This window comes from Pseudomonas fluorescens (assembly GCF_001648775.1).
In the GTDB taxonomy this organism is placed as follows: Bacteria; Pseudomonadota; Gammaproteobacteria; order Pseudomonadales; family Pseudomonadaceae; genus Aquipseudomonas; species Aquipseudomonas fluorescens_M.
The window spans coordinates 241,307-267,006 of the sequence record NZ_LVEJ01000018.1; the positions used below are offsets into that span (position 1 = coordinate 241,307).

23 protein-coding genes and 1 pseudogene are annotated in these 25,700 nt (G+C 53.7%); 11 read left to right on the forward strand and 13 right to left on the reverse strand.

Translation table 11 applies throughout. The features are described 5' to 3' along the window. Window positions 1-6: 6 nt before the first annotated feature. A complete protein-coding gene (locus tag A8O26_RS17250) occupies window positions 7-1,338 on the reverse strand; it encodes a DUF58 domain-containing protein (RefSeq protein ID WP_064119058.1) in 1,332 nt (443 codons plus the stop codon). Next, a complete protein-coding gene (locus A8O26_RS17255; protein ID WP_064119059.1) occupies window positions 1,335-2,336 on the reverse strand; it encodes an AAA family ATPase in 1,002 nt (333 codons plus the stop codon). The genes A8O26_RS17250 and A8O26_RS17255 overlap by 4 nt, the downstream gene beginning before the upstream one ends. Before the next feature lie 423 nt (window positions 2,337-2,759). On the opposite strand from A8O26_RS17255, the gene A8O26_RS17260 reads away from it, so the two are divergent. Further along, complete coding sequence (locus A8O26_RS17260) at window positions 2,760-3,743, forward strand: toll/interleukin-1 receptor domain-containing protein (RefSeq protein ID WP_064119060.1); 984 nt, start codon at window positions 2,760-2,762, stop codon at window positions 3,741-3,743. A gap of 71 nt (window positions 3,744-3,814) precedes the next feature. Here A8O26_RS17260 and A8O26_RS17265 read toward each other — a convergent pair whose 3' ends face one another. From A8O26_RS17265 to A8O26_RS17295, 7 genes and pseudogenes are all read right to left on the reverse strand, one after another. Next, entirely contained in the window at window positions 3,815-4,033 is a 219-nt protein-coding gene (locus A8O26_RS17265; RefSeq protein WP_064119061.1) for a hypothetical protein, read from the reverse strand. A gap of 259 nt (window positions 4,034-4,292) precedes the next feature. Then, the gene (gene arsH / locus A8O26_RS17270; protein WP_064119062.1) at window positions 4,293-5,006 is read right to left on the reverse strand and encodes an arsenical resistance protein ArsH; all 714 of its coding nucleotides are present in this window, start codon (window positions 5,004-5,006) and stop codon (window positions 4,293-4,295) included. Between the two features lie 29 nt (window positions 5,007-5,035). Beyond that, window positions 5,036-5,506 (reverse strand): arsenate reductase ArsC, encoded by a 471-nt coding sequence (locus tag A8O26_RS17275; protein ID WP_064119063.1) that lies wholly within the window; start codon window positions 5,504-5,506, stop codon window positions 5,036-5,038. Window positions 5,507-5,521: 15 nt separating this feature from the next. After that, window positions 5,522-6,813 (reverse strand): annotated as a pseudogene (locus A8O26_RS17280) (arsenic transporter). A 27-nt stretch (window positions 6,814-6,840) separates the two neighbouring features. Then, complete coding sequence (locus A8O26_RS17285; protein WP_064119064.1) at window positions 6,841-7,197, reverse strand: metalloregulator ArsR/SmtB family transcription factor; 357 nt, start codon at window positions 7,195-7,197, stop codon at window positions 6,841-6,843. After that, window positions 7,194-7,616, reverse strand: coding sequence for an arsenate reductase ArsC (locus tag A8O26_RS17290; RefSeq protein WP_064119065.1), 423 nt, complete (start codon window positions 7,614-7,616; stop codon window positions 7,194-7,196). The genes A8O26_RS17285 and A8O26_RS17290 overlap by 4 nt, the downstream gene beginning before the upstream one ends. Window positions 7,617-7,805: 189 nt before the next feature. Continuing rightward, window positions 7,806-8,303 carry a MarR family winged helix-turn-helix transcriptional regulator gene (locus tag A8O26_RS17295; protein ID WP_064119066.1) on the reverse strand — a complete coding sequence of 166 codons (498 nt, stop codon included), beginning with the start codon at window positions 8,301-8,303 and terminating at the stop codon, window positions 7,806-7,808. A 197-nt stretch (window positions 8,304-8,500) separates the two neighbouring features. Here A8O26_RS17295 and arsQ point away from each other — a divergent pair, with 197 nt between their 5' ends. The 6 genes from arsQ (at window position 8,501) to A8O26_RS17325 (ending at window position 14,488) form a co-directional block, all read left to right on the forward strand. Further along, entirely contained in the window at window positions 8,501-9,706 is a 1,206-nt protein-coding gene (gene arsQ, locus A8O26_RS17300) for an arsinothricin export permease ArsQ (protein WP_064119067.1), read from the forward strand. A 72-nt stretch (window positions 9,707-9,778) separates the two neighbouring features. After that, a complete protein-coding gene (gene arsL / locus A8O26_RS17305) occupies window positions 9,779-11,053 on the forward strand; it encodes an arsinothricin biosynthesis radical SAM protein ArsL (protein ID WP_064119068.1) in 1,275 nt (424 codons plus the stop codon). Window positions 11,054-11,064: 11 nt separating this feature from the next. Then, window positions 11,065-11,946, forward strand: a complete 882-nt coding sequence (locus A8O26_RS17310) for a hypothetical protein (RefSeq protein WP_064119069.1) — start codon at window positions 11,065-11,067, stop codon at window positions 11,944-11,946. 16 nt (window positions 11,947-11,962) lie between these two features. Continuing rightward, window positions 11,963-13,012 carry an arsinothricin biosynthesis methyltransferase ArsM gene (gene arsM / locus A8O26_RS17315; RefSeq protein WP_064119070.1) on the forward strand — a complete coding sequence of 350 codons (1,050 nt, stop codon included), beginning with the start codon at window positions 11,963-11,965 and terminating at the stop codon, window positions 13,010-13,012. 70 nt (window positions 13,013-13,082) lie between these two features. Continuing rightward, window positions 13,083-13,793: an aquaporin gene (locus A8O26_RS17320; RefSeq protein WP_064119071.1), complete on the forward strand. Its 711-nt coding sequence runs from the start codon at window positions 13,083-13,085 to the stop codon at window positions 13,791-13,793. A 140-nt stretch (window positions 13,794-13,933) separates the two neighbouring features. Further along, window positions 13,934-14,488 (forward strand): arsinothricin resistance N-acetyltransferase ArsN1 family B, encoded by a 555-nt coding sequence (locus A8O26_RS17325; RefSeq protein ID WP_064119072.1) that lies wholly within the window; start codon window positions 13,934-13,936, stop codon window positions 14,486-14,488. Between the two features lie 108 nt (window positions 14,489-14,596). Here A8O26_RS17325 and A8O26_RS17330 read toward each other — a convergent pair whose 3' ends face one another. After that, window positions 14,597-15,238 carry a hypothetical protein gene (locus A8O26_RS17330; protein WP_064119073.1) on the reverse strand — a complete coding sequence of 214 codons (642 nt, stop codon included), beginning with the start codon at window positions 15,236-15,238 and terminating at the stop codon, window positions 14,597-14,599. 264 nt (window positions 15,239-15,502) lie between these two features. Between A8O26_RS17330 and A8O26_RS17335 the strand changes: the two genes are divergently transcribed. Further along, window positions 15,503-18,157: a TrlF family AAA-like ATPase gene (locus A8O26_RS17335; RefSeq protein ID WP_064119074.1), complete on the forward strand. Its 2,655-nt coding sequence runs from the start codon at window positions 15,503-15,505 to the stop codon at window positions 18,155-18,157. Window positions 18,158-19,036: 879 nt separating this feature from the next. On the opposite strand, the gene A8O26_RS17345 is transcribed toward A8O26_RS17335, so the two are convergent. Beyond that, window positions 19,037-19,330 (reverse strand): helix-turn-helix domain-containing protein, encoded by a 294-nt coding sequence (locus A8O26_RS17345; protein WP_064119076.1) that lies wholly within the window; start codon window positions 19,328-19,330, stop codon window positions 19,037-19,039. A gap of 93 nt (window positions 19,331-19,423) precedes the next feature. Between A8O26_RS17345 and A8O26_RS17350 the strand changes: the two genes are divergently transcribed. The 3 genes from A8O26_RS17350 to A8O26_RS17355 all read left to right on the forward strand — a co-directional run bounded on the left by A8O26_RS17350 (window position 19,424) and on the right by A8O26_RS17355 (window position 22,947). Continuing rightward, entirely contained in the window at window positions 19,424-19,852 is a 429-nt protein-coding gene (locus A8O26_RS17350; RefSeq protein WP_064119077.1) for a hypothetical protein, read from the forward strand. 105 nt (window positions 19,853-19,957) lie between these two features. Further along, a complete protein-coding gene (locus tag A8O26_RS29805; protein WP_155740669.1) occupies window positions 19,958-20,158 on the forward strand; it encodes a BPSL0761 family protein in 201 nt (66 codons plus the stop codon). A 503-nt stretch (window positions 20,159-20,661) separates the two neighbouring features. Then, window positions 20,662-22,947 (forward strand): restriction endonuclease, encoded by a 2,286-nt coding sequence (locus A8O26_RS17355; protein WP_064119078.1) that lies wholly within the window; start codon window positions 20,662-20,664, stop codon window positions 22,945-22,947. A gap of 448 nt (window positions 22,948-23,395) precedes the next feature. Here the strand turns inward: A8O26_RS17355 and A8O26_RS17360 are convergent, their stop codons facing one another. Together A8O26_RS17360 and A8O26_RS17365 are read right to left on the reverse strand one after the other, a co-directional pair. After that, window positions 23,396-23,824: a TetR family transcriptional regulator gene (locus tag A8O26_RS17360; RefSeq protein WP_064119079.1), complete on the reverse strand. Its 429-nt coding sequence runs from the start codon at window positions 23,822-23,824 to the stop codon at window positions 23,396-23,398. Beyond that, window positions 23,821-25,692, reverse strand: coding sequence for an integrase (locus tag A8O26_RS17365; protein ID WP_253756907.1), 1,872 nt, complete (start codon window positions 25,690-25,692; stop codon window positions 23,821-23,823). The genes A8O26_RS17360 and A8O26_RS17365 overlap by 4 nt, the downstream gene beginning before the upstream one ends. Window positions 25,693-25,700 lie beyond the last annotated feature (8 nt).

Sequence of the window (25,700 nt, forward strand, 5' to 3'; positions counted from 1 at the left end):
GCAGGGTTACAGGATCCCTGCTTTTTTCCATTGCAGATAACGAGTCACCAACTCGACCCCCAACTCCCCAGGCCGAACATCCACCACCGGAACCCCATGAGCACTCAAGCGCTCATGGAGTTCTGCGCGCTCATTCAAATAACCCACCGTGCCGCAATAAGTCATCGCCTCGGACAAGGTTTGCACGGGGGTATCGCGCAGCGTGTCGAGCATTTCTTCACGCAGGCTCGCCACCATGACTCGATGTTGCGTGCTCAGGCGTTTAACCGCGTTCAGCAGTTCATCATCGTCTTCATCGCGCAGGTTGGTCACGAGAATGACCAGCGCGCGGCGCTTGTGCCGAAGTAGTAACTGATTGGCGGCGGCCTGATAGTCGGCAGGGCGTTGCGTGCTGTCGAGGTCGTAGACGCTGTTGAGCAAGACGTTGAGCTGGCCACTGCCTTTGACCGGCGCGAGATGGCGCGGGCGGTCGCAGGCGAACGTGCTCAGGCCTACCGCATCACCTTGGCGCAGTGCCACGTAACTGAGCAGCAGGCAGGCATTGAGTGCGTGGTCGAAATGCGAAAGTTCGGCGTCCTGGCTGCGCATGCGTCGGCCGCAGTCGAGCATGAAGATGATGTGCTGATCGCGCTCGTCCTGATACTCGCGGGCAATCGGCGTGCGCTGGCGAGCGGTGGCTTTCCAGTCGATCTGGCGCAGGCTGTCGCCTTCGCGAAATTCGCGCAATTGATGAAACTCCAGACCCTGACCACGGCGTTGGCGCTGACGCACACCGAGCTGGCTGAGCCAGTTGTCCACCGCCAGCAGTTCACCGCCATAGAGTCGGGCAAAATCCGGGTAGACGCGGGTGTGGTCGGGAACGTCGAGCAGGCGTTTGCCCGACCATAATCCCAGCGGACTCGGCAGGCTGATCTCGCAGTGGGCGAAGCTGAAGTGACCGCGCTTCAGCGGGCGCAGGCGATAGTTGATCAGGCTGCGCTGGCCGGGTTGCAGTTCGACCGCCAGCGGCAAGTGCTCGAAGCTCAAACCCTCGGGGACGTGATCGAACAATTCAACCTGCAACGTCTCGGTCAATTCATGCGCGACCTCCAGACGTACCTCGCTCCAGCGGCCGAGGGCCAGGCTGCCGGGGATCTGCCGACTGATGCACGGTGAGGGCAAGCGTTTGAGGCGTATCGCATCGAGCGCTGCCAAGGCCAGCAAGGCCAGCAGCAACCCCCAGTTGATCGCCAACAGGCTCGCCGGGACGTTGATCTCCAGTGCTTGCAAGGTGCCCAGCACGATGCCGATGGCCAGCAGGATCAGCAGCCAGACCAGCAGCAGGCGCGAGGGTTTCACAGGCGCGGCGCCGGGACTTGATCAAGCAATTGCTGCAACACCTGATCGACTTGCAGGCCTTCGATGTCCAGTTCCGGGGCGAGGCGCACACGGTGGCGCAGCACGGCCAGGGCGCAGCCCTTGATGTCATCGGGAATCACGAACTCACCGCCGCGCAACAACGCGCGGGCGCGGGCGCAACGGACCAGCGCAATCGAGGCGCGCGGCCCGGCGCCAAGGATCAGACCCGGCCAGCTGCGGGTGCTGCGCGCGAGCCTGACGGCGTAATCGAGCACCTGATCATCCAGCGGCAAGTCACTGGCGATGCGCTGCAAGGCTTGCACATCCTTGGCCTGCAACACCGTGCGCAGCGGTTGCACATCGAGCATGTCGGCGCGGGTCGAGCGGCTGACCTGACGGACCATGTTCAACTCTTGGTCGGCGTCGGGATAGTCCATGCGCACCTTGAGCATGAAACGGTCGAGTTCGGCTTCCGGCAACGGATAAGTGCCTTCCTGTTCGATCGGATTTTGCGTGGCCAGGACCATGAACGGTTGCGCGATCGGCAGGGCGCGGCCTTCGAGCGTGACCTGACGTTCCTGCATCGCTTCGAGCAATGCTGCCTGGGTTTTCGCCGGGGCGCGGTTGATCTCGTCGGCCAGTAACAGGTTGGTGAACAACGGCCCTTTGCGCAGCTTGAACTGCTCGGTATGCAGGTCGTACACGGCGTGGCCGGTGACGTCGCTGGGCATCAGGTCCGGGGTGAACTGGATGCGCGCGAACTCACCGCCAAAGCAACGCGCCAGTGCTCGCACCAGCAGGGTTTTGCCCAGCCCGGGCACGCCTTCGAGCAGCACGTGGCCACCAGCAATCAGCGCGGTCAGCACGTCGTCGATCACCGGGTTCTGGCCGATCAGGGCTTTCTGCAATTCGCCGCGAACCGCCTGCGCCAACTGGCTGGCACGCTGGCGTTGCTGGGCGGCGTGGCTGGCGCTGCCGGGCTCAATCTGTTCAGTCATTCGTTCTGGATCCTTCCTAACTGTTAAATTTGGTTTATTTTCCATAAATCAGTCACTTACCTAATCTAACTTTTTTTAAGTTTTTTACGTGGAGCATTACGTGGACTTCGCTCTGTCTGATCGCCGTCCACTGGCCTCCCTCACTACATTTTGTCAGAGGTGGAGGTTAGTCTATGAGGGGCAGAGGGCACACGACTTCCGAATCGATTAGGTAGCCAAAAGACCAGTTTTTGTGGGCGAGCTTTCGTTGGATCATTGCAGTAGTTGGATCTGCCGTTTGTTTCGAACATGGCCAGAGTGTTTAAAACCTCAAAAAAGCAAAGCCCTCAATAATGAAGGGCCTGGTTACGATGTGATAGCCATGTAGCCACTGCCGAAGGAGCAACCAGTCTCTCAAGACCAGACTTTAAAAAGTGAGCAGATATGACGGATGAAGAAAAGCGCAGGACCATCTTCATCTCCTATGCATGGGGAGATGGATTCGAGAACAAGGAATGGGTACGCCAGCACATTGTTTCCCATTTGGACTGGAACTATGACGTCTTCTGGGATCGAGACAACATCGGCTATGGTGAGTTGCCAGACGCTGCTATTTCCAAGCAGCTCGCCAAGCGGCCACTTACTGTTTTGTGCCTCTGTGATCAGGATTACCTGCGTTCAGCAAAAAAAGAAAATTCAGGCCTATCTCGCGAGCTGCAGATGCTGGCTCACATTGTTGATCAACCAGGCGTGAGGGTTATCCCGCTAATCCTTGAAGCAGATTGTGCCAAGGAGTTGCCCGCGCCTTTGACCAAACGCATCTACCTCGACCTACGGCCCTTATTGCAGCGGAATATCGATATTTGGGTGACGGTAGCATGCCTGGCTGAAGGTCGCAGTCAAGCAGCAGTGCAATCAGGTATCAATGAGCAGTTGGCCGGATTTGAGTTACGAGAGCGCGCCGAGAACTATTTGGGGCAGTTTCCCCTAATGATCTGGGGCAATGGACGCAATCACGAGGTCACGGTCTATTCTGATGAAGCTGCCCCCTACCTACTGAAGCCTCCTCAGTGGATGTGGGAAAGTGATCGTTGGAACTACATGCTCAATGATGACGGCCCGACCTTTTGCCCCACAAAAGGAGTTTGGCATTGGGAATATTGCGCGATCTCCCTAGACATAAGGCCGTTGAGCACAGCGGTAGTATCGACGTTCTTTCCGCAGCTGGTCAGTAAGGACGAACAGGGGTTACTGAATACAGCAGGCATGCTGCTGGCATCTAAGCTATTCAAGACCTTCAAGATCGATGAGGCGTTCAGGTTCGTTGCTGAGGATCTAATTAATTTCCTGATCACCCACGACGAAGGCTTCCAAGTCCTAAAGCGACTACTGGACGCTGCGGAGGCTCGTGCCACTGTCCCTGCCTGAATCCAATGGTGAGCGGCAGCGGACACCCACTGCCTTCAGTCATTTTTTATCACGGGATTAAAGGTAAATCACTAGGACTGCCGTAGCTGCATAATCGCATCAGTAATCGCCATTGCATTTGCGTCCAATGTTTCCATCGCCACGAGAGCGTTGACTGCAACGTTGCCTGCGCCATTTTCCGAAAGCCATTTGGTGATTTCTTCAATTGCCGCACTTAGTGCGTGCTGATTGTGCAGGAGCAACGTCAGGACATCTGCGGTGGCGATCTTGCAGTTTGAGTTATCAGGCATGGAGATCGTCCTTGAGGAGTGATTCAGGAAGCCTAGTTCATCTCGCCACTGACTAAGATGACAGATATAGCGCATAGCCAACGGGTCAACCCGATGCAATCGACGAGAGCGAATGCAAAGCGGATATTGGAAGGGAACAGTAATGAAGCTTTCGAAGCGCTGTTTTGATTGAAATATGTACCGGTGAGGTCTCGCGCATTCGGGATGTAGCCGTTCGCAGCTACACCTCGAATTTTTACACGCAGCCACGAAACACATCTTAAATGGAACGCTGATTCACCCTTTTGGACAGGTCTTCAGCCGACTCTTTGCGTTCCGAGTAACGGTCTACCAAGTAGTCCTGACGGTCACGCAATAGCAGGGTGAACTTCATCAACTCCTCCATCACGTCGACCAGGCGATCGTAGTAAGACGAAGGCTTCATACGCCCATTCTCGTCAAACTCGGTAAACGCTTTGGGCACTGAAGACTGATTGGGGATCGTCACCATGCGCATCCAGCGGCCCAGTACCCGCAACTGATTCACCACGTTGAAAGACTGAGAGCCGCCGCACACCTGCATAACGGCCAGAGTTTTACCTTGGGTCGGACGCACTGCGCCCATCGCCAATGGCACCCAGTCGATCTGAGCTTTAAAGACGGCGCTCATCGATCCATGACGCTCCGGAGAACACCACACCTGCCCTTCAGACCACTGCATTAGCTCGCGGAGTTCCGCGACTTTGGGGTGGGTATCCGGAGCATCATCAGGCAGTGGTAATCCTGATGGGTTGAAGATTCGTGTTTCCGCACCGAAGTGCTCCAGCAACCGAGCTGCTTCTTGGGTAACCAACCGGCTGAACGAACGCTCGCGGTTCGACCCGTAGATCAGAAGGATGCGCGGTTTATGCGTGGACGGCTCACGAGGAGTGAGTCGTTCCATGCTTGGGACGTCGATGAGATCTGCTTCGATGTTTGGGAAATGGTCTTTCATAGTGACTCCTGGCACCAGCGGGACATGGCCTACAACGTGCCGATGCGGGCTAGCTCAGTTTTAAGGTCGTCTGTGCTCAACGTAGCGATAGGCAACGAAATGAAGGCGTTTACCCGCTCTTGGATTTTGCTCAGGGTTTGCTGGAATGCCGCCTCGATTTGCGCTTCAGATCCCGTAGCTTCGGAGGGATCTGCCAGTCCCCAGTGAGCCTTGAGCGCCGGGCCGAAGAAAATCGGACAGGCTTCGCCGGCAGCCCGATCGCAGACCGTGATTACGATGTCTGGTGGCGACCCTTCAAAGGCGTCGGACGCTTTGCTGCTAAGGCCGTCAATAGGGATACCAGCAGCTTTGAGCGTTTGAATCGCCTGGGTGTTTACCCGGCCACTTGGGAAGCTTCCGGAACTGACGGCTTCCATTCCATCAGGAGCAAGGTGATTGAACACCGCTTCGGACAAAATGCTCCGGCAGCTGTTGTGGGTGCACATGAATAGGACTTTCATCGTGATCTCCTGGAATCAAAAGCTGAGGCGCAAAGCCAAGGCGCTCAGGGTGGCAATGAGGATTGGAAGCGTGAGCACCACACCGGTCTTGAAGTAGTAACCCCAACTGATGGTGATGTCCTTTTTAGCCAGCACGTGTAGCCAGAGCAGTGTGGCTAGGCTGCCGATTGGAGTGATTTTCGGACCAAGATCGCAGCCAATGATGTTCGCGTAGACCATGGTTTGATGAACTACGCCAGTCGCTTCCGTTGCATGGATCGAGAGCGCGCCGATGAGCACTGTTGGCATGTTGTTCATGATCGAAGAAAGCACGGCGGTCAGGAGTCCTGTACCCAGCGATGCCCCCCAAATGCCATATCCAGCGAATACGTTGAGCAATTGAGCAATTGAGCAATGTGGTCAGTCAGTCCGGCGTTCTTCAAGCCATACACCACCAGGTACATGCCCAGCGAGAAGATCACGACTTGCCACGGAGCACCCTTGAGCACCTTACTGGTGTTGATGGCGTGACCTTTGGCGGCGATGACGTAGAGCACCAATGCGCAGGCGGCGGCGATGGCACTGATTGGTATACCCAGTGGCTCGACAACGAAAAAACCGACCAGCAACGCGAGCAACACCCACCCTCCAGCCACAAACGTTGCGCGATCTCGAATCGCATCCTCTGGGGCATGTAGCTGTGCCAGGTCATAAGTCTTGGGTAAGTCTTTTCGGAAAAACCACAGGAGCATTCCCAGCGTTGCAGCGATGCTGACTAGGTTGACCGGCACCATGATTGCCGCGTACTCGCTGAAGCCAATGTTGAAGTAATCGGCCGAGACGATATTCACTAGGTTTGAAACCACCAGCGGCAGACTCGCGGTGTCGGCAATGAATCCTGCGGCCATCACAAACGCCAGAGTCGCTGCGGGTGAAAAGCGCAGGGCTAGCAACATGGCGATCACAATGGGAGTAAGGATCAGCGCCGCGCCGTCATTGGCGAACAGTGCTGACACAGCTGCTCCCAACAAGATGATGAAGGCAAACAACTTGCGGCTGCTGCCACCTCCCCAGCGAGCGACATGCAAGGCAGCCCACTCGAAGAAACCAGCCTCGTCGAGCAGCAGACTGATGATGATCACGGCGATGAACGTCGCCGTGGCGTTCCAAACGATATTCCATACCACTGGGATATCGCCAATGCTGACCACGCCGCTCAACAGAGCAAGGGCGGCACCCAATGAGGCACTCCAGCCGACACCCAGCCCCTTGGGCTGCCAGATGACCAGAACGATGGTGACGATGAAAATAAGTAGAGCGATAAGCATGCGAGCGGCTCGTTTCGAAAGGTTGGATCAGCCGCACACGGCCTGATTGACTGGACGATCGTTCATTTCACAGAGCCGCTTGGTTTCTGTGTCCAACCACTGCTGGTTGGCATCAACGACACCCTTAAGCACTTCGGTGACCCAGGTCGGCAGTTCGGGGTGGAGTCGGTAGTAAACCCATTGGCCCTGCCGGCGGTCCGCCAGTAACCCGGAGGATCTCAGCAGTGCGAGATGTCGAGATATCTTTGGTTGGCTCTGCTCAAGAGCGGCGGTCAGTTCGCATACACAGAGTTCTCCCTCGCGGGCGATGAGTAGCGTTATTTTGGTTCGAGTGTCATCTGCCAGGCTTTTGAACAAAACGGTAGGAGTGATTGGCTCGTTCATGAGGCCTCCAGGTGTTTGGTTTTAACCAATACAAATAATTTGATGCGTTCGTGGATATCGTGAAGGGCGTGTTTGAAGGCGTCCGGGTGAGAGCTGCTCACTGGATCCTCAAAGTCCCAGGCAAGCATTTCACCTGCCTTGGGCATCGCCAGACATTCACGCGCAGACTTGTCGCAGAGGGTAATTACGTAGTCGAAATGCTCGTCACGAAACTCTTCGACGGACTTGCTATGTAGGCCTTGGGCGTTAATTCCGACTTGAGCCAGTTCAGCAATGGTTCGAGGATCAACGTCAGTCGGTTCGGTACCTGCACTGAACGCTTCGAAACGCGCGTCGCTGTGTCTAAGCAGTGCTTCTGCCAGCTGAGATCGAGCGGAGTTAGCAACGCAGATAAAAAGCACTTTGATGGGGGCGCTCATGGACACACCTCACGCATATGGAAAATCGAATATACGATAGTTCGAATATGCGGTAAAGCGAATGTGTCATGAGACGCGCGCGCTACCATTCTGCGATTTTCACGAGAACCGCAGATTGGTTATTTCACTCGGAAACGGAACTGGGGAAGAGTCGTTGAAATCAGGGGAGGCGGCAGCCTTACCGCAGCGTCAGCAGCATTTGCTTGGCAAATACTCGTCACGGCTGAGGTCTTTCAGACCGCAGCGTTGTTCGGTGGCTTTGGCGAAGCGACGAAGCATTTCGATCGCCCCGTCACGTGCTTCTTTCGACAAATCGCAGGCCAGGTTGCGAGCTTCACCCACCAGATCCGACCGAATACTTTCATAAAGGGCCGTGCCTTCTGGCGTCACCGTGATCGCCAGGGCGCGGCCGTCAGTTGCGTCGGTTACACGGCGAACTAGCCCTTGTTTGGCAAGCGAATCGACCAGCCGGCTGGCGTTGCTCTTATCGAGAAAAAGCTCGCTGGCCAACGATTGAACGCGAACCGGCCCTGCCTTAATCACATGCTCAAGTGCGTAGCATTGAGTGACGGATAAGCCCTCGCAGCAGCTGCGATCTCTATCACGAAACTGGTACACGCGAACCAAATGACTCAGCGCTTCATAGAGCTGTTCGGCATCCTGGTCGATCTGATCAATTTTTGGCATAGCACTCGGCTCGCAATTCCGGGGAAAACGCTAATACCACCTTAGCAGTCGTAGCGACACATTTTTTTGGGCATAAGGGCCGACGAAATTGTTCCAAGATATTAGTTGCGGTGCGCAACGTATTTTGCGATTGTGAATTGGAGGTATGGCTTGCGGGCTTTTCAGAGGCGGCTGCGGTAACGCTTGGAGGTACAGGGATGTTGGTAGAAACGCTTAGGACGAAAACAGGCTCCCGGTTACGAAACCTATGGAGCAGTGTTTCCATTCCTCTACCTGTAGCGATGCTACTGGGCGCGATTCTGATCCCACTTCTTGCCGGCAGTAGCAGCGGGGACGTATTCCAGTCGCTGAGCAAAGGCTTCGGAAACAACCTCGGTTATTTCGCCATCGTCATCCTGAGCGCGTTTTTCATTGCCGGGTGGATCTCGGCGCAAGGAAGTGCGTCTTTCGGAAAATTCGGTATCTCTCTTTCACCTCTGCTGGGTGCTGGGATGGTTTGTCCCGATACGGCCTACGCCTCTCTTGCTCCCATTGCGGGGCAACACAGGAAGTACATCGCGATCGGATGCTACTCAGGGTTCAAGCTTCTGATGCCCGCTGGCCCGCTGATCATCGGGATTGGGCTGGGAGCCAACACTCATGACCCAAAGTTTCTGTATCTAGGATTGCTGCTTACCGTCGTCACGTGGATTACCGGGACGATCTGGACTTACTGGACGACCCGCTCGGACTTTTCATCCACCAGTGATCCGACTGATCCAACCGCTTCTCAGGATTCGGTTATCAAAGTAATTCTGCCTCTGGCTGTATTTTTTGCACTCCTGATCGCCGGGTACACCATCACCAAGAACCAGCATTCCGTAATCGAGTTCTTCACGACTCCCGCCGGTGCGCTGATCGCCACATCGTTATTGATCGCGATTAGCTGCAAACCTGGCGAGGTTCAAGATCTGCTGTCCAAAGCAATGCGTAGAACCAGCTCGCTATTGTTCACCATAGGTTGTGCGTCTGCGTTGGGCCAAGCCCTCGGTATGGTGCTTCCCAAGGATCTGATTCAGCAGGCATTCAGCGCGTCGGGCAGCACCACGCATATTTTGGTTGGGGTGTTCCTGCTGGCAGCGGTATTCAAAACACTGAATGGTTCTTCGCTTGCGACCTTTGCTGCCATCCCACCTGTTCTCTCGCCAATCTTGGCGTCGAGCGGAGTGGATTTGATGAGCATCACGTTCGCCGTATGCCTGGGATCCTTCGTCGCCATTCTCCCTAACGACAGCTATTACTGGTTGGTCAAAACCGACGCCTTTCCCGAATACAGCACCGGCAGGTACATGCGCCTAGTAACCGCCGGCTCAGTTCTACAAGCATTAATAGGCTTGGCAGTCCTTCTGCTGATCTCGCTTTAACTTCGAATTCCTACAAAACCATCAGTGACTCCAGTCACCGAATCGTCGTGCCTGAGCTCAAGGAGAAAGAGAATGAAGTACTTGGTCGCCAGTACATTCGAAGGGGGGTATCAACCGCTCAACGCGATATCTGCAACCACAGCTCTACTCGATGCAGATATCGAAGCGCAGTTGATCGATATCTACGTCGAGGGACTTGCCCTGGAGAGATTCAGTGACGCAGATTTGGTCTTCATCTGCGTACCGCTTTTTGACTCTCTGACTGCCGGAACGCAGCTGGCCAAGCAGCTTAAAGAAGCTAAGCCCTCCCAGAAAATTTGCTTCTTCGGTCAATACGCGACCATCAATGCAAAGAGCCTGGCCTCCAAATACGGAGACTATGCGATCGCCGGCGAGTGGGAAAAACCCATTGTCAGCTTGGCTAAACACCTGAGTGGCGAACAGGGACAAGATCTGCGCGGAGTGATCGATCGGACTCGCGGCCTTTCCAGTGAGATTGTTGTGCCTCAGTTGATACGTGACGGGTTCCGCTTGCCGCGCAGGGACCTGGCACCGCCTCTACACAAATATCCCCAACCTCAGCTGGAGAAGTTGCTCGGCGAAAAGAAAGTTGTGGGTGGGGTCGAAGGGTCGCGCGGATGTCACCATAAGTGTTCCTACTGTTCGGTGTATGCGGCCTATGACGGCAAGGTGCTTTTGGTCTCCGATGATCTCGTTGAGCGCGACGTGGCGAACCTCGTCGCACAGGGAATGACTCACCTCACCTTCACGGATGCCGATTTTTTCAATGCCAAGAAGCACGGTTTGAAAATCATCCGGACTCTGCATTCGCAATTCCCCGATCTCACGTACGACTTCACCACTCGCGTGGATCATATTCTGGAGAACAAAGACGCCATAAAGGAAATGGGGCAGCTCGGGCTTGCTTTCATCACCACCGCGTTGGAGTTCCCCAAGCAGGAAGTTCTCGATCAGGTCTTCAAGGAAATGAACGTGCCCATGATCGAGGAGGCGTTGGCGTTTCTGAAGGAGGCCGGCGTCAAGGTTAACCCGACCTTCATCACATTCAACCCTTGGGTGAGCCTTGAAGACATGGCCGAGCTGCACGATTTCATTGCTCGCAACGAGCTGGAGAACATCGTCGACCCCATCCAGTTTGAGACTCGGCTGCATCTCTATAAAGGCTCACCGCTGCTCAACAACGACACGGTGAAGGAGTTGCAGTTGGAGGAGCATGAATTTCACTTCGACTGGCAGCATTCGGACTCTCGCCTGGACAAGCTCTTCATGGACTCGGTCACACCGCCAGAAGAAGGTGTGTTCAAACGTTGCTGCCTGAAATGCTAAGGAGATAACAGATGTCGTCACTTACTTTGTTGCAGGCAGCTCTCAGGCTGGCCAACCAAACTGATGGTCTCCAAGTGCCGGGCCATATTGCTTGGCGTACGCATAATGAGGCGTTGAACAGGTCGCTGAAGGATGGCAAGGACACTCTTTTCATCTGCTCCGCGAGCCGCAATGACGAACTCACAGCCCAGTATGGGCAGGCTCAGGGTGTAGCGTTCAGTCCGAGTGCGGATGAAGCCAATCCCGCTGCGGCTGTGTTCGCGAACATTTACTGGGAAGGGTTCAATGCTGAGCCCGAGTTTGGCCGAATCGCGCAGTCGCTCTATGAGCGACTGCAACGTCATGGTCGCTTGGTATTCCCGGCGATTCTGTCTGACGAGGAAGTCGTATCGCTCCGAGCCTTCACTGTTGAGGGGTTGGAGTGCAATAACGCGCTCACGGAGCCCGCTGTTGCCGAGCAACTCTGCGAGGCGGGTTTCCATGGCATCACCTATGAGCTTGCATCCGAGGTGCCTGTCTCCATTCAGGACGGCATTGAGTTCCGCCTGTTCACCGTGAGCGCATACAAGGGTAAAGCCGGCGTGTGCCTCGACCAGGGACATGCCGTTATCTACAAAGGCCCCTGGAAACATACCGTCGACGACGACGGCCATACCTACCAACGCGGCATCCGTACAGCGGTGTGCGAGAAGACCTTCAATCTGCTGATGTCCGCGCCTTACCAAGGCCAATTCATCCCAGTGCGTTGCTATGTCGAGCCAGCCTTGGACAAGAGCGGCTACTTCGACTGCAACACGCCTTCAGTTCGAGATCCCAAGGTCACCAAAGGGCTTGTACCTATCGTAGGCTCTGCCGAGGAATCGTGCTGCGCTGATGGTACTTCGTGCTGCTAATCCGGAGATGTGAGTAATGACTTCTGCAATTGAAAACACAATCATCGCCGACTACACCGAGGCGTTGGGCAACGGTAACGTTGTCCTTGAATCTCAGCTGACTGAGAGCTGCTGCAGCGACGCTTATGGTGCCCAGTACCTGAAGAACATTCCAAAGCGAATCATCGAGGCCAACTTCGGGTGCGGTAACCCGACCAAGTATGTGCGCGAAGGTGATGTCGTCTTGGACTTGGGCTCAGGGGCCGGTCTGAATTGCTACGTCGCTGCCCAAATCGCCGGCCGGAACGGTGCTGTCTTTGGTATCGACATCAACCCAAGCATGTTGCAGATCGCTCGTGAAGAAGCGAAGGCGTTTCAGAAGGCAACGGATAGCGCACCTTTGCGTTTCTACAAGGCATCCGCGAGCAACCTGAAAGTCGATCAGGAGCTGGCCGAAGAACGCCTGCGTACAGAGCCTTGTGCTGATTGGGCATCATGGAAAAACTTCGAGCAGTTCATCAGCGATAGCTCCCAGTCCAAGCCTCTTATCGAACGCCAGTCTATCGATCTGGTGATTTCGAACTGCGTGATCAATCTGGTTGGTGAGACCGAAAAGCAGAATGTTTTCGCCGAAATTTATCGGGTACTGAAACCAGGTGGCCGTTTTGCAATTTCTGACAACGTCTCAGATATCGCCATTCCTGACGAATTGAAACGAGACACCAAGCTGTGGTCGGCCTGCTACTCAGGCGTGCTTCAGGAGCAGGAGTTCTACAAGCAGCTTCAGGAAGTCGGTCTCACGGGAATAAAGATTGAGGCCCGGAACGACGCCTCAACCAAGCGAATTGGCTCTGTCCGGTTCTACTCCGTCACTGTCACTGGTACCAAGCCTGAAGTTCAGAATGAGAAGTCCGTGACGGTGATCTACCGTGGGCCTGGGCTTGAACTAACCGGCGATAGCGGCAGGGTTTACAAGCGCGGTGTACCCACGGAAGTGGCCTCACAGGATGCCTACCTTTCCACAGACGATGCGCTGTATGTTGTGGAGGGAAGTCAGCCCGTCAAGCCAAAGTCCTGCTGCTCGTAACAGCGTCTGCGGCTACGAGCCAGCTCAGCAGCCGCTACCCCCTAAAATCTCTCCTCATAGAGCCTATCCAATGAGTACTTCACGGAAGATCTTGGCTGAGTTTCTCGGTACAGCAGTTCTGCTGTGCACCGTAGTTGGTTCTGGAATCATGGGTCAGCGCCTGGCGAACGGTAACGATGCGCTAGCGCTTCTTGCCAATGCGCTGGCAACTGGCGCGAGCTTGTATGTACTGATCGTGTGCTTCTCCACTTTTTCCGGTGCGCACTTCAATCCGGTGGTCTCTGTAATCGATTATTTGCGCGGAGGACTGAGCAGTAAGCAACTGGGCCCCTACGTGGCGGCTCAAACAACGGGTGCAATCTTCGGAGTATTCGCTGCGCATTTCATGTTCGAGCTGCCTGTGGTCGAGTTATCCCATCATGTTCGCACCGGGCCGTCGCAGTGGTTCAGTGAGTACCTGGCAACGTCGGGATTGGTGCTGACAATTCTGCTGTGCGATAAATATCACAAAGCAAAAGTGCCTCAGGTGGTTGCCGCGTATGTTGTCGCAGCCTACTGGTTCACGTCCTCTACGAGCTTTGCGAATCCGGCGGTGACGATTGCTCGCGGGTTCACCGACACGTTCTCGGGGATACGGATATCAGACGTAGCGCCGTTCATCATTGCGCAGTTTTTCGGTGGGCTAACGGCGCTGTTCCTGGCGAAGGTTCTCGGTGGCAAAGACGTCGTCGTAGATATCCCGCAGCCTGGTCTCCACGAGCAGAAGCTCCCAATTCAGTAAACGGTGCTCTCTGCGGTACGTGGATGCGGTGAGCCCGTTTGAAGGAAAGTTCACGGTTCTATCGCGACATTCTGAAGGGCTTAGCCTTGCATGGGGCAGCCCTTCAAACACAATTCTTCACAGGGGCAGCAAGGAAAGACATGAATTACAAAGTGAGGGTTGCCACACCCGCTGATGCCTCTGCCATCCAGGCTATCTACGCGCCAATGGTTTTGGACACGGTCATCTCGTTCGAGCTGATACCACCGACTGTTGATGAGATGGCCGCACGAATAGCCGCAACACTGCCGACGTATCCCTATCTGGTAGCCGAGGTGGAAGGCAAGGTCGTTGGATACGCTTACGCAAGCCAGCATCGAGCGAGAGAAGCCTATCGTTGGTCGGTGGATGTCACCGTGTACATCGATCCGGCTGTGCACCGAAAAGGGGTTGGTCGTGCGCTTTATCAGCAGCTTCTACCAGTCCTAGAGATGCAGGGGTTTCATGCCGCCTATGCCGGTATCGCCTTACCCAACGCGGGGAGCATCGGTATCCATGAGGCGCTCGGGTTCGCACACATCGGCACCTATCCGGAGGTTGGGTTCAAGCACGGCCAATGGCATAGCGTGGGTTATTGGCGCAAACCACTTCGTCCTGGTACTCCGCCAATAGAAATCATTCCGTTCAGTAACTTGAAGGACGGCGTAATTGTCTGAGCTTGGCCGTCCATCAACCCGTTAGGTAGTTAGTGCCGAAGACGACGTCCTCTAAAGTACTCACGCGAAGCCCACTGCACTAGCCCCCGTGATTGGGAGCAAGCGTTCCTACTCGGATCCAATCCGCATTGGCTTACGATCTGCAGCGTTTTGCAGGTGACAGTTTTTACACAAGGCCTGTAGTGTCGCGCTCTGATGTGCCTTAAGCGTGAAAGCGAGAGCGGGGTTGTCTGCAGGTAAGATGAAAGGGTTCTCGCTCCACCAATCAAAACCACGAAACGCTTTATGGAACTCAGAAGTCGTCATTAGCTGCATAGCCTGATGAACTATTGCTCGAAATTCGGGATTAACGTGATCCACCTCGGTAGAGGGAGAAATGCCACAGCGTTCACAAATGGGGAACGCGCGCCTTCGAGCGGTTAAGAATGGCGCGGAGGCCAAGCGCAGGGCAGATTGAATCCAGTCGTTTTGATCCCTTGGATCTAAGCACTGAGACCAAGACACTTTATGCCATCTATTTGAATCAAATAGACCATAAAAGTCATAGCCGCCTCCAGGTCGGTTGAGCATGCGGAATTGGCTTGGACGCAGGTCGTGAACAGCGCAATAGTAGTGTTTTTCAGCGATAAGATCGGAAATCAATTCATCCTGAAAGGCCACCTCTAACTCTCGCTCTTTCAGCCGCAATCGGATACAGGCGCGCAACTGAGCCTTGGTCATTCCTGCAAAAAAAACTGCACCTCGTGCCATGCTCTTGTCTCCCTGTACGTTGATCCATCTTCAGTCGCCATGCCACTTTGACGGCCGTATCTCACCTTATTGAAGATCTTTATCCCGTTACTTACTCGCGGTACCGGTGTGTGTGAATGCAAGCGTGCTCAGAAATGCATTTGCCTCATTCCGCAGTTCGCTGCGGAGGTCTACAGTCATGGGTGGTGAACCTGCCACATTTGTCGAGTTCGCCAAGTCGGCGTATACCTCGCGCCCCTATGCCACCTATTGCGGCGGATCAAAATGGACGATCACTTTACCTTTGCTCGGTTTTGGCGCTGTGCCCTACAAGTCAATCCCTTTAGTTATCAAGGTGCCTACCGTGGCTCTGATCACGGCTTTGATGAGGATCAGTACAACCACGCATTGCTTGAAAAGTGCCTGGCACATGACATCAAGGTTGTTGGGATCGCTGACCATGGCAGCGTAGTCAGTGTGCATAGCTTGAGAAAGGTGCTTGAACCGAATGGGATCGTTGTGTTTCCGGGTTTCGAGATCGCCGCAAATGACAAAACCCACTACGTATGCTTGTTCCCTGAAGATACGGGTACACAGCAGCTTGAACGTTACCTCGGCAATCTCGACTTGCTTGATCCTGCGGACGGCGTTAGACCTTCTGGCTTGAGCTCTGAACAGTTGATTGACAAAGTAGATCAACTTGGAGGCTTTATTTACGCCGCGCATTGCACTCAGGATAGCGGTTTGTTGAAGAACCGACTTAACCACGTGTGGAAGCTTCCAAAACTTCGGGCGGCCCAGATACCGGGGGCTTTGGAGGATTTGGCAGGAGTCGAAAGTGATTTCTACAGCCGAGTACTAAAAAATAAAGACGATGCCTACAAACGAAAGCGTCTGGTTGCCTTGATCAATGCCAAGGACATCTCCAAACCATCAGATTTGGAACATGCTGGGGCGACATGTCTGATCAAGATGACGCGTCCCACATTCGCGGCTTTTAAGGTGGCGTTCCTCGATCCCGCCTCCAGGATTCGGCTAAATTCTAAGTTGGCCAAGAGCCCAGTCGGCAGGGTTCTTAGCATGGCGGTCGCCGGTGGCTATCTGGATGGTTTGAAGGTTAATTTTTCTGACCATCTCAATACTGTCATTGGTGGACGCGGCACTGGTAAATCCACCCTCTTGGAATGTCTTCGTTTCGCATTGGACCTTGCGCCGAAAGGCAAGCAAGCTCAAAAACTGCATCAAGAAATTATCAAAGAAAATTTAGGAAGGGCGGCCGGTCGAGTGGAATTGGTCGTGGTCTCATCAGCGCAAAATGGTAAGCAATACACTGTGTCTCGCCGGTACGGTGAGCTGCCGGTGGTGCGTGACGTGAATGGTGACGTATCTACCATGCTGCCCAGAGAACTCCTACCTGGCTTGGATATATATGGACAGAACGAAATCTACGAGTTGGCCCAGGATGAAGCCAGCCGATTGCAGCTGCTCGACCGATTTCTGCCGCAGGACGATGATTATGAGAAAAAGCGATTTGATGCGCAGAAGCGTTTAAAGGAAAACCACCTCGAATTTGTGGATTCCCTGTCTGGGCTGGACGACATTGAGTTCGAACTCAACCGGCTCCCTAATCTTGAAGAACAATTGCGTGACTACGAGACGTTGGGTGTTGCTGAAAAATTGGCCACGACGTCTTTGCTAGCAAGGGAGCGAGTGCTAGTCGGTACCGCTAAAGAAAGTTTGAAAAGCTACGAAAATGCGCTGGTTTGCCTGAGACAAGCCTTTCCGGACCTGTCTTTTATGAATGACGAGGCGATCAACGGGGTGCCCGATAGGGACGTGCTTGTGGCAATGCGCAGAGTTTTAGAATCACTCAAGATGGATTTCGAAACCCATTTGACCGTAATGGAAGGGCTTGTTTCCATCGGTCAAACGCAGTTTTCGACTGAACACGATGCCTGGCTGCTCGCGGTCCAAGAACATGACAAGGACTTGGAAAAGGAACTCCGCAAGCTTCCTGAGACTGCCGGTAAGTCAGGGCAGGAAATTGGTGTTGCTTATCAAAAGCTGCAAGGAGATATCGAGCACATACGGCCATTAGGGGCAAAGCTACCTTTATATCGAAAGCAATGCGAAACGCAGGAGCTGGAGCGAAGAAATATATTGGCGGAGCTTTCAGGTTTGAGAAGTCTTCGCCTTGATGCCTTACAGAAGGGGGCTAAGAAGCTAACGCGTAAGCTGGATGGAAAATTAAGAATTGAAGTTGTGCCTGAAGCTGACCGTTCACCACTGATGGCGTACCTATTGGCTTGCAAGCTGGAAGGGATTGCTGAAAAGAGATTGGCGTGGATCGAAGAGGTAGAAACGATCAGTCCATCCCTGCTGGTAGCATCGATCCGGCAAGGGAGCATGATGCTGCAACTGGAATGGGGTTTGACACCTTTGGTCGCTGACGCATTGGCCAAGCTCCAACCGTCGCAGATAATGGAGCTTGAGGCGCTGGAATTGGAGCATCGCGTGGACATTTCTCTGAACGTTGCTCATGGAGATGCTGAGCCATTATTCCGTCCTTTGAATAAGCTTTCGACTGGTCAACAGTGCACGGCGATTCTGCACATGCTGCTTCTGGACAACATTGATCCGCTATTTATGGATCAACCGGAAGACAACCTTGATAACGCTTTCATCGCTGAGAGAATTGTAACCGAGTTGAGGGACGCCAAAACTAATCGGCAATTTCTCTTCGCCACTCACAATGCGAACATCCCTGTATTCGGCGACGCAGAGTGGATCGGGGTGTTCACTACTGAAGAGAACCGCGGTTGCCTTCCACCTGATGCGCAGGGTTCCATCGACGTCACCCTAATCCGAGACCAGGTGGCGAGAATCTTGGAGGGAGGCCGAGATGCCTTCATCCAGCGCATGGAAAAGTATGAGTTTTAGCAGTCTGGTTATCCATCGCAGCCACCACCTCCAGTGTTCGTTCACTGAGGTGATACTTCTTCAAAAATACATCGAAGCTGCCCAGCTCGCCCTCCTGGGTCATCTCAACGCCGGGAATTTTCGTAGCACGTAGCGTTTTTCTATGCCGCCAAATGCATCACGTCTCTGCTGGGCACGTATAGAAACTCGGTCTGCGGATCGATATAGCGAGTCTTCGCTACGTCCTAGAGCCTGTATGCTGAAAGTAAGAATCAAAGCCGTCGAAGGAGTCATCGATGAAAATAACCGGGAGAGTCGAAGTCGAGACCACTGACGTCTTATGCGATGTGTGTGGTTGCTCCACCCGCCTGGATACTGGTGGGCATCAGTTTGGCACCCTACAAGCACACTGGGGGTGTGGCACTACCCATGAAGGGGAGCGCTATGAACTGCACCTGTGTGAAGAATGTTTCTTCCTGTCGTTGGCTCACCTTAAGCAGGAACGGCGAATTCAACATCTATTCAGTGAGGACGGCCAAGATTTCACCGATAACTTCGGTCTTGTCGCGAAGGATGACTATTTTGGTGACGTTGGGAGTCGATAGATAATCTCCGACTGACTGGTTCAAAGCCGCAAGATAGGGGGGAGCGTCCAATTTGGGGGTATGAGGGCGCTGCTAACAAACAGGAGCTTGTCATAGCATCATCTGATGGCACTAATGTGATGAAGAATTCACAAAATCAAACGCCCTGACGGTCGGGGCGCTTAATCGAGCTTCATCAGGGTGGTGCACTGCTTTTGTCCGTGGGTGGAGACTCTCGCCTGCGTTTCCCTCGGCTAGCAATTCAATATAAAAATTTGCGCTCTTGATGTCAACGCTCAGCACGTTACCCCGCTAGCTATGTTGCGGGAACGCTTACGATGAATTGCAGCTCCCTGTTTATGCGTGCAAGGAAGGTCTCAACGTCAGTTTCGCCCTCCTTTCGCATGTAGCACGCCGATAGTAGGCTGACGGGGTGAACATCAAGCACTTGGCAAAGCTCGGCTAGTTTCTCTAGGGTCGGATTGGTGGCTCCACGTTCCAACAAACTGATGTTGGTGCGGCTGCTCACAATCGAGAAGTCTTCCTGCGTGAGGCCTTTTTGATGGCGTACGTGCCTCAAGGATGCTCCAAACGCGTCTTTCAGTTCCATTTTGCGATCTCACAAAAGGAACGATGGAGCGATATTGCACAATATATGACTACAACATATATTGGTCATTCGTGATTCAGGGGGGAGCTAGCGATGAGTAGAGACCACGAAGCGTCGGAAATTCTTACCGGCCTTTTTGATACCGACTTTCTCGCTCAACCCTTCATCCGTCAGGCAATGGCGTGCCCTTGGTTTTATCTAGAAGCACAGATCCGTGAGGGTAAAAATTTCGTCGGCGAAATGCTAATGATCTCTTCATTTGAGTCATTGAAATCTATTCTCTCACTCCGACATGAGTCCTTTCGGGTCCAGTCAATAAAATTCGTCACTCCCAGTTTCGTCAATCAAACTGGAGACTGGAAAATGGAGCCTCTTTTGGAGGCGATTGAGGCAACAGACCAAAACGGGGAGCTCATTTCTCTCTTCAGGGTTTCCGGCCAAACCTACTCGAACTTAGGAGATACCCCGGAAACAAACCTGCAAAATGTCAAAGTCTTATTCCCGCTACAGCATGAGGTTTGACCATCAGTGGCTAGGCTGTCTCATCGGCGCAATCGACTCAACTTGGATGATTTTTTGGGCGCACATTGAGCTGCCTCGGAAGAACATCCATCCACTGGAGTGAGCATGACGTTGGCAGATAAACGTAAAAGATCTCTCATTCATGCCAGGGATTTTTTGATTGATCTTTCCGGTGATCACACGGTTGCTGAACCCCTGCGCCTAAGGGCTTTTCATCTATTAAGGCACTATCCTGATCCGACTGAAATTCTGTCAGCCGAGTTTTCTGATGATCAATCACATTGCGTTGATTCACCCGCCCCTTAAGCGCCGTTACTTACGTTCTGTTCGCCACTAAGCTGACTATTGTGAAGTGCACGAGTCGACCCGGTTCAGCCCTTCGCCCCCAGCGGAAATTGCCGTTGCTGACTGATCGCAATGGGGCGATTCTGTTGAGCTTTAGGTCGGTGTTTACAGCAGAAAATTAAGCGTCTGATATTCAGATCCAACGGTGGCGCAGAAGTGAGCAGACGTACCACCACCGCACCCCGTCACTTCGCGGATCGAATCTGGTAAAGAGGATAGACTTTCAGTAGAGAAATTCGATCGAGTTGACGTCATTGTATAACCGCTTACTGTCCTGACATCGTAGTAGTATTAGCTGGCAGCGCGAAATCGTCGTTCTACCAGGCACTCTGACTCGCCTCGTAACTCTCGTGTCATGCTGATTGCATCAAGTCAGATTCGAGGGCAAAGGTACCTGTGAATGATCTTATGTCTGACGAGCATTAGCGACCTGGTCTTGGCGCGGATTGGAGTAACAATGCAGCATGAACTACGACTTCAGAAATCTCTCATCAGCGGACTTTGAGGATCTAGTCCGTGACCTCATCGGAAAAGAAGAGGGGGTTCGCTTTGAGGCATTCTGTGCAGGCCCAGATGGTGGTCTTGACGGTCGGCACGCGCACGCCAGCGGGAACGTTGTTCTACAGGCGAAGCATTATGAAGGTTCGCCGTTCAGCAAGTTAACCGCGGTCATGAAGCGTGAACGTTCTTCAATCGATAGACTGGCCCCCGGCCGCTACATACTCGCGACTTCCTGTAGGTTTACGCCGCTTGGCAAAAACAGGCTCTCCCCACTCATAGGGCCAAGTTTGAAATCAGAGGCGGATATTTTCGGTCCGGAGGATCTCAATGGTCTTCTCCGGAAGTACCCAGAAATTCTCAAGTCGCACATCAAACTCTGGCTCTCGGGTGCGGGGGTTCTGGAGCGCGTAGTACATGCGGCGGCCCACACCTTTGCAGCGCTAACCCTCGAAGATATTGAACAAAAAGTTCGTGTCTACGCCGCAAACCCTAGCTTCGACGAATCACTGGTCACGCTAGAAAAGCATCGGCTTCTGATCATATCCGGGCCGCCGGGCGTCGGAAAGACCACATTGGCCGAGATGCTTTGTTACACATTTTTAAGCGAGGAGTGGGAGCTTATTCCTATACGAAGCCTGGAAGACGGTTTCGCGGCCATTAAAGACAGCAAGAAGCAAATTTTTCTTTTCGATGACTTCCTTGGAAAAGTCGCCCTTGATCGACAAGCTTTGGCGCATAAAGACTCTGATCTTGCGCGCTTTATGAGCCGCATACGTCGCTCACCGAATGCCCGTTTCATTCTGACAACAAGGGGTTATATATTTGAAGAAGCCCGTAGAGTCTCTGAACATCTTGGTGATCAGCGCCTCGATGTGACGAAATATGTGCTTGATGTTGGCATTTACACTCGTCGAATCAAGGCGCGAATTCTCTACAATCATCTTTTCGTGTCAGAGACGCCGCAGTCGCATATCCGGGCGTTACTGGAGAGTAAGAGTCTCCCAGAAATCGTTGATCACAAAAATTATAACCCACGTGTCATCGAGGCAATGACCGATGCATTTCGCGTCGGTGACATTGAACCCGTCAACTATCCCGCTGCCTTTATCGGCGCCCTGAACAATCCGAGTCAGATTTGGGACACCGCGTTCCGAACGCACATTGACCATCGTTGTAGGCATCTACTGATGGCGATGTTTTTCCTCTCAGAATACGGTGTCTCAATTACGACTCTTCGCTCATCTTTCGATATCCTGCATACGTCGATGAGCACGACCTATGGTCTGCCGCACGGTCCTAAAGATTTCGAAGAAGCCCTTCGTATTCTGGAGGGTAGTTTCGTCAATGTCGTCATCTTCGACAGGCCAACGGTTTCTTTTCTTAACCCTTCGCTCAAAGACTATCTATCAACCTACCTGTTGGACACAGAACTCCTTATTCGCCTCGTTCCCACGGCGGTTTCAATCGACTGGTTGTCGAGCCTTTGGGACTTCGTGCATACGTCTGGGCTTAGCGAGGCCGACCAAGCAAAGATCGCTAATGCCTGCGCTGATAAGGTCGAGATGATCGAAGAGCGCCCAAACTGGCGGCCGCGAGCCGGTGACACTCGCTCGCTCGAATACAATGATGCCGCAAACTCCAGGCGACTCCGGATGCTGATGGATTGGTGGGAGATCACTGACGATCGACGGTTTGCAGATAGCATAATCAGGGTCGCGCGCAATCCACAGCAGGGCTTCAGTGCATGGTCAGATGGGGAGGCTCTGATTGAGTTCTTTTCCCTGCGAGGCGGGAGTGGTTATGACCGGCCGTTCATTTATGAAGCCGAATTTCTAGAGCTCATCGAAAAGGCACTCACCGACGTCATACGCTGGAGTTCAAGTGACATGCTCTCCACCCTTGTCGATGCAGTGGATGCTGCGAATGGACTGCCCGATAGCATCACCTGTGCCTTGCAGACGGCTGTGCTAGAGGAGTTCGAGGATAACGCTAGCCGCATTCGCGAGGACGATAGCGAGTCCTCCCTATCGGACCGGATCGATGCCTTAAAAAAGTTCGCGCCGCGGTTTGGTGTGCCGGAAACTGAGTTGAATAGCGCCGTCTCAGCCATCGAGAATCGAATGGACGAGATTGAAGACCGAAGCAGTCGCGCACCCTCTCCGAATATCCCTTTATCGATCAAGCGGGACGGGGAAAAATTTGACGACCGCGCTCTTCGAGACCTTTTTATCCCTCTCCTTGATCGCTAGGCCAGCTTCGCGGAATGGGTGCGTCTCCCTTGGTAACGTATTGGAGCTGTCTCTTGTCGTGTTCTCTGCATCCCGACCATCTGGTATTGATCCAGTCTGTGTGGAAACGACCAGTAGTGCTGCTTTAGTGATCCCATGATTGCGAAGCGTAGAGGCCAAGTCGAATGCAACGGGTGACCAAGTGGAGTGCTATTTCCCACGAGTCACGCGAACCTTCCATTAGGCAGAGCAGACGCAGGCAGAAAGCTTATCGGCAAATGATCTTCCAAAGCCGAGGTCATGGACTTGCTCCACTCCTCGAATGGCGGAGCAGATTACCCTTAAGGGTGATGCAAGATCTGCTGCCTGGCGATTGTTCCGTTTGCTATCTAAACCGGACACATTCATCAGTGATCAATAACGGGATCGAATGGCCAGGCAGACTCGGTTGCGTAGCTGTGACATAGACTTACACGCGTGGCTTCTTCAAAACCAGCGCAACTACCTTGTGATCGCTTATCTTTGCTTTGAGAACATGGTTCTCTTCCAATAACACCTCATTGACCGACGCGAGTTGAGAGACTTTGGCCCGCAGTTCCTCAATTTCCTTACGGTAGTCTGCTGACTTCTTGCGCTCGGCAATCAAGTCCTGTTGTTTCTTATCTCGCATGGCTCGACTGGCGCGTCCCTGAATCTCGCGGATCGCCTCGGCAAAGCTCGGATAATGATTGTGGATTAGCGCTGTCGATACGCCTGCCTCGCGGGCTACTGCGGCAATAGTTACCTTGGTCTCCCCGGTTCGGGCACGGCCTTTTTGGACGCGGTAGAGTGCGAGCTTCAGATCCTTCTCGCGATCCTCGGCTGGCTTGTAATTGGTTGTCTTGTCCTTGGGCTTCATGCGATCAGAGTCTCCGGAGCTACTCCCAGTTGGGCCAGTACGTCACGGCAACGCGTCAGGTCGCGCACAATACGTTGGTGGCCGCCCTCGCCAATATCCCGGCAACTCAGTAACTCTTTAAGATTATTGTAGAGTTGTTGGTAGATAGCCACATGGCCGCGCCCGATTACGGCATTGTTGCAGTTTCCGCATCGAGTGCGCTCAAGGGTATTGCCCACACATCCGTCATTGTCAGCTGTGCACCAGGCATGGCCATTGCTGCGAATCGCGGTGCTCTCGGAAATGGACCTCAGCATCGAGGCATGATCCTTGAAAATTAACAAGTTTTCCGGCTCTCGCCGCCACTGCGTTAGCGCGATGCCGTAGCCCCCTGCCAAGGGTTCGTCACCAAGCCAGCTATCCACGACGCCGAGTTTGACATCTTCCAACTCTCCCCGAATATCGGCATACAGCTCGAGGTCCAGATGCTGTCCCCAGCTATCGTCCATGGCATAGCTCAAGGTCATATCCAGTGCCCAGTGCGCGTAATGCTCCTTGAGGTAGCGAAGATCCCCATAGCGGCTGTGCGCGGCGTAGTTAGCGAATTTACGGCGGAACTGGTGGGTAGCAAGATTCCAATTCAGTCCGCAATCCTTGGCGAACTCCTTAAGGTATGTGTTTAAAGAGCAGTTGCTAAGGGTGCGCACTTTGGTATCTGCGCTAGGAAAGAGGCCGAGAAAAAGTGCGTGACGGTGTTTTTGCGCCTCGGCGATCTGCGGATCAAGCGGGTTGGCACGGCGGCGGCGCGCGATCTCTTCGGCGATCATGGCCTGATAGGGCAAACTCCAGCGCTCGATCAAGCGTAGAGCACGTACGGCTGCCGCGGGAATCATCCAATCGTGGGTACCGGTATCAGTTTTGTTAGATTGTGAACGCATCCAGTGGTAGATGGTGCCCTCGTCGTCTTGGGTACGGTGATGCGCGCCCGATTGCACATTAGCTAGCTCGTGGTTACGACATCCCGAAGTACTGGCTAGCACAATGTAGCAGGCTGTGCGCAGGTCTCTCAGCGCTCTATTAAATGCCCGCAGACCGCTTTCCCAGCCAAGGTTGCGCAGGTAAAAGCGTTTTTTCCTACTGATTGAATATGCAGGTAGCACATTTTGCTGAGCCGCAAGTGGCTGTAGGGCATCTTGCAGATCAAGCAATTGCTGGCCGCGCTCAATTTGCTGGTAGGCCCGCTCAAAAATAATGCAGAACACATCATCTGGGATCAGCGGCGTTTTGCCGCCGTGAATGCTGCCGATTAGCCCCGACATCTCGGTCGCGGAAGTCTCGGGCCAAGGGGCCTGAGGCATCCGCTCATTAGTGTACTGGCTCAACTCATGTAGCGCCTCAATGGCACGGAAGCGCTTAAGTAGCCATTCCTGTGACAGTGGCTTGCCCTCGGTTCGATGTGTCTGACGGTGAGCCTTACAAGCGGCCGCATACGACGTACAGATCAGCGGTGTAACCTCGGTTAGGTGATAGATATTCAATGCTTCGAGGTACTGCAGAAATGGCTTCACATCATTCAAAAGTATTCGCAGCGTCATGCCTTTTGGCCGACGTCCCACGCTTATCCCACGCCGCAGATAGCGGTACAGCGCCGCTTTCATTACTGCCCGAAACGACCCTGGCACTTTGCCGAAGTCTAGCCGTTTATGACTGGCCGGCACGTTGCTCGCGATGTCGACGAGTTGCCAGACGTTGTCGGCGTAGCGACTGAGGACTACCCATTGCTCGTCCACCTGAGTAGCGCTGATGATCAAGGCGTTGCGCTCGGATTCTGGGAGGCCACGCACGTCGCCTGGTTGAGTGTCAAATGGAGCCCAGAGTATCTCCGACATGGTGTTTA

Coding starts and splice junctions, on each gene's coding strand:
- A8O26_RS17255 (WP_064119059.1), bottom strand. CDS start 2,336: ATGACTGAACAGATTGAGCCCGGCAGCGCCAGCCACGCCGCCCAGCAA.
- A8O26_RS17260 (WP_064119060.1), top strand. CDS start 2,760: ATGACGGATGAAGAAAAGCGCAGGACCATCTTCATCTCCTATGCATGG.
- A8O26_RS17265 (WP_064119061.1), bottom strand. CDS start 4,033: ATGCCTGATAACTCAAACTGCAAGATCGCCACCGCAGATGTCCTGACG.
- arsH (WP_064119062.1), bottom strand. CDS start 5,006: ATGAAAGACCATTTCCCAAACATCGAAGCAGATCTCATCGACGTCCCA.
- A8O26_RS17275 (WP_064119063.1), bottom strand. CDS start 5,506: ATGAAAGTCCTATTCATGTGCACCCACAACAGCTGCCGGAGCATTTTG.
- A8O26_RS17285 (WP_064119064.1), bottom strand. CDS start 7,197: ATGAACGAGCCAATCACTCCTACCGTTTTGTTCAAAAGCCTGGCAGAT.
- A8O26_RS17290 (WP_064119065.1), bottom strand. CDS start 7,616: ATGAGCGCCCCCATCAAAGTGCTTTTTATCTGCGTTGCTAACTCCGCT.
- A8O26_RS17295 (WP_064119066.1), bottom strand. CDS start 8,303: ATGCCAAAAATTGATCAGATCGACCAGGATGCCGAACAGCTCTATGAA.
- arsQ (WP_064119067.1), top strand. CDS start 8,501: ATGTTGGTAGAAACGCTTAGGACGAAAACAGGCTCCCGGTTACGAAAC.
- arsL (WP_064119068.1), top strand. CDS start 9,779: ATGAAGTACTTGGTCGCCAGTACATTCGAAGGGGGGTATCAACCGCTC.
- A8O26_RS17310 (WP_064119069.1), top strand. CDS start 11,065: ATGTCGTCACTTACTTTGTTGCAGGCAGCTCTCAGGCTGGCCAACCAA.
- arsM (WP_064119070.1), top strand. CDS start 11,963: ATGACTTCTGCAATTGAAAACACAATCATCGCCGACTACACCGAGGCG.
- A8O26_RS17320 (WP_064119071.1), top strand. CDS start 13,083: ATGAGTACTTCACGGAAGATCTTGGCTGAGTTTCTCGGTACAGCAGTT.
- A8O26_RS17325 (WP_064119072.1), top strand. CDS start 13,934: ATGAATTACAAAGTGAGGGTTGCCACACCCGCTGATGCCTCTGCCATC.
- A8O26_RS17330 (WP_064119073.1), bottom strand. CDS start 15,238: ATGGCACGAGGTGCAGTTTTTTTTGCAGGAATGACCAAGGCTCAGTTG.
- A8O26_RS17335 (WP_064119074.1), top strand. CDS start 15,503: ATGGACGATCACTTTACCTTTGCTCGGTTTTGGCGCTGTGCCCTACAA.
- A8O26_RS17345 (WP_064119076.1), bottom strand. CDS start 19,330: ATGGAACTGAAAGACGCGTTTGGAGCATCCTTGAGGCACGTACGCCAT.
- A8O26_RS17350 (WP_064119077.1), top strand. CDS start 19,424: ATGAGTAGAGACCACGAAGCGTCGGAAATTCTTACCGGCCTTTTTGAT.
- A8O26_RS29805 (WP_155740669.1), top strand. CDS start 19,958: ATGACGTTGGCAGATAAACGTAAAAGATCTCTCATTCATGCCAGGGAT.
- A8O26_RS17355 (WP_064119078.1), top strand. CDS start 20,662: ATGAACTACGACTTCAGAAATCTCTCATCAGCGGACTTTGAGGATCTA.
- A8O26_RS17360 (WP_064119079.1), bottom strand. CDS start 23,824: ATGAAGCCCAAGGACAAGACAACCAATTACAAGCCAGCCGAGGATCGC.
- A8O26_RS17365 (WP_253756907.1), bottom strand. CDS start 25,692: ATGTCGGAGATACTCTGGGCTCCATTTGACACTCAACCAGGCGACGTG.